Source organism: Flavobacterium sp. (assembly GCF_027490375.1).
Taxonomy (GTDB): domain Bacteria; phylum Bacteroidota; class Bacteroidia; order Flavobacteriales; family Flavobacteriaceae; genus Flavobacterium.
The window spans coordinates 1-3,222 of the sequence record NZ_JAIXYH010000068.1; the positions used below are offsets into that span (position 1 = coordinate 1).

Consider the following 3,222-nt stretch of genomic DNA (forward strand, 5'->3'; position numbering starts at 1 on the left):
ACCAAATTCTTCTACGTGTACAACTACACCGACCACCTCGGAAACGTGCGTATGAGCTACACCGATAACGGAGTGGCAGTTCCTAAGATTTTGGAGGAAAACCACTACTACCCGTTTGGCTTGAAACACGAAAACTACGCCAGTGAGCGTTTTGAACGTGTAAAAGAAACCAATGGCGAGTTATTTGTAATACAACCTACGGAAAGAAGGGAGTGGCAGTATAAGTACAACGGCAAGGAGTGGCAAGATGAGTTGGGGTTGAACTTTTACGATTACGGCGCGAGGAATTATGATGCGGCGATTGGTAGGTGGATGAATGTGGACTTACTTAGTGAAAATTATTATCCTGTTTCACCTTATTCTTATGCAATCAACAACCCTATCTACTTTATTGATCCTGATGGTAACTACATCGAAATTTATTACGGAAGGAATGGAACCAAAAGTGAAAGATATACCTACGAAAAAAATAGGGATTATTCGGAAATAAAAGATCCATTTTTAGCAGATGCTTACAAAGCTTTGGATGCGCTTTATACCGCTTCAAAAATTGAAATAGATGGCAAGGAAGTAAATATTCTACAAACTTTAATGGATGATAAAAGGGAACTTTCGATTGTCGAAGGCGGGGAACAAGGTGGTTCTCATTTTGCTAACAGTCGAGATTTTGAAAGTAAAGGTAAATGGTCTGAAAATTCGAACAAAGTAATAGGAACTATACATTTTAATACAAAAGAAGGTAACTTGTATGATGATGTCAACGATACGCGTGGAGTAGAACTAGAAAGCCTATTTAAGAACAATAATTTATCAAGAGACTCAAAAGTTGTTTCAGCAACATCAATTTTAGGACATGAAGCAAGTCACGCTTTCAACTTTGTAACTAATCCATCCGAATATTTTAGGAGAAAAAAAGATCAAAGTACTAGAAACCAAACTCCATATTTTCCTAATGTTGAGGAAGCTAAGGCAACAACACTATCAAATCTTATCAATATAAACTTAGGAGAGCCGCAGAGAAATAATTATCGTGCAATTGGTGTACCAACAATAGGAGTTTTATCTAATAAGATTAAAAAGTAGATTATGAAAACAGACGCAATTTTCCTCAAATTATTTATTTACTGTCTTATCCTATTTTCTTGCACGACAGTTAAAAAAAACATGATTACAATTTCAAGCGAAGTGGAAGTAATTAAATTTATGGGAACGATAACCACTCAATCTCGATCTATCGATGAAAAAGCATTTTGGTATTTCAAGGATGAACATGCAATTTTGAAAATTAGGAATAATAACTTTATCGAAAATCTTCAAGCAATAAAAGATCATAGTCGCGATGATTTTGAAGAATACCGTTATGCCTTTATAGTTAAAACAGGACAAAGAATTGATACTTTATACAGTGATGCTAAATTAAAGACATGGATCTTAAAAAAAGATAAACAAGAAACTTTTTTTTACGACAGAGAAGGTGTTATAGCCCATAATTTGAGAAATACTTACTCTTTTTTTTATGACTGCTGGTGATTAAAATCAAGATCAAATTTTTAGAGAACCAATACTATCGCACTCTAACAGAAATATTCTGCTTATGCGATGTGCTCCACACCGGTCTCCCGACTTTACATCAAGTTTGAAAACTCATCTAAAACGTCTTTCCAAACGCACTCTTTATTAGCCCCGATTGAAGCGACAGCCCGGAGAAAAAGACGCTTGTTTGAACCGTGCAGCAAACGGCGACGCAAGAAGCCGGTTGAAGCACGTGTGAAAACAGCTGCTTTTTTGAGGACTACAGCGGAAGGCGGGAATAGCTACAAAGAATAGAAAAGAAAATTCCGACATGAAAGTACTCACCGTAAACTACTACGACGATTATAATTTTCCGAGAGCGCTGTTGGATTTTTCTTCCACTTTGGTAACAAATATTACGTACAACAACACCTCTTTAAAACCAAAAGGCGTGGCTACTGGAACTTGGGTGCGGGTGCTAAACAATGCTACAAGACCTGAAGGCGAAACAACTACCTTTTTCTACGATGATAAAGCACGCCTGGTAAAAACACACAAAGAAAATTACCTCGGCGGACAAACCCTTACCGAAAGCGTGCTCGATTTTACAGGTAAGGTGTTAAGAAAGTTAACGCTACACCGCCGCGATAACCCATCTGGTACTGAAACGCGCATCGACGAGCAATTTGAATACTCGCCGCAAGACCGCTTGCTTACGCATTTACACCGCGTGAACGGCGGCAGCTGGGAGGTGCTCTCCAACAACACCTACAACGAGCTCGGGCAACTCATTTCGAAAAAAGTGGGCAAACAAGACCCAACCGGCGCGGATTTTCTGCAAAAGGTAGATTACGCCTACAACATCCGCGGGTGGTTAACCGATATTAACAACGTGGCAGATACAGCCGATGAAGTTACCGATTTGTTTGCTTTTAAAATTAATTACAACACCCGAGAACAATCGATTCCGGGAGTGGAAAACCTGTACAACGGCAATATTTCGGAAACCTATTGGCGCACCGAAAGCGATGGTTTTACGCGTATGTACGGCTACCAATACGACGATTTAAACCGATTGCTTAAAGGCAATTACCGCAAATTGGGCTACAGTGTTACCGGCAATTACGACGAAACACTGAGCTACGACAAGCACGGCAACATCACTTCGCTTCAACGCAACGGTTTTGCCGATGCCGATTTTGGCACGTCTGTAGAAATTGATAACTTAGTGTATGCGTACGATGGCAACCAACTGCTCGCGGTGCAAGACATGAGCAACTCATTAAACGGTTTTCGAGACAACGTAAACAACGGTAACCCCGATTTTGGGTACGATGCGTATGGAAATATGTTCTTTGATAACAACAAAGGAATAAACAATATTTTCTACAATCACCTTAATTTGCCAGTTCGCATATTTTTCTCCAACGGCAACCGAATATACTATACCTACGATGCGCAAGGAGTAAAAGTAAAAAAGGAAATACTGGAAAGCACAGGCACTACTACCACCGATTATCTGGATGGCTTTCAGTACAAAAACGAGGCGCTTGTTTTCTTCCCAACCGCTGAAGGCTATGTGGAGTTTGCTACGCCCACCAAATTCTTCTACGTGTACAACTACACCGACCACCTCGGAAACGTGCGTATGAGCTACACCGATAACGGAGTGGCAGTTCCTAAGATTTTGGAGGAAAACCACTACTACCC

Annotated in this window: 2 protein-coding genes and 1 pseudogene; all 3 read left to right on the forward strand. The window is 40.1% G+C overall.

Features of this window, described 5'->3' with window-relative positions:
• Positions 1-1,083 (forward strand): RHS repeat-associated core domain-containing protein (locus Q0064_RS09030; RefSeq protein WP_298147461.1); only part of this gene is annotated, 1,083 nt, incomplete at its 5' end.
• 3 nt (positions 1,084-1,086) lie between these two features.
• Positions 1,087-1,530 carry a hypothetical protein gene (locus Q0064_RS09035; RefSeq protein WP_298147464.1) on the forward strand — a complete coding sequence of 148 codons (444 nt, stop codon included), beginning with the start codon at positions 1,087-1,089 and terminating at the stop codon, positions 1,528-1,530.
• Between the two features lie 313 nt (positions 1,531-1,843).
• Positions 1,844-3,222, forward strand: a pseudogene (locus tag Q0064_RS09040) (type IV secretion protein Rhs); the annotation flags it as partial.

Excerpts from the sequence above, each read along its gene's own strand:
- Q0064_RS09035 (WP_298147464.1), top strand. The coding sequence starts at position 1,087 with ATGAAAACAGACGCAATTTTCCTCAAATTATTTATTTACTGTCTTATC.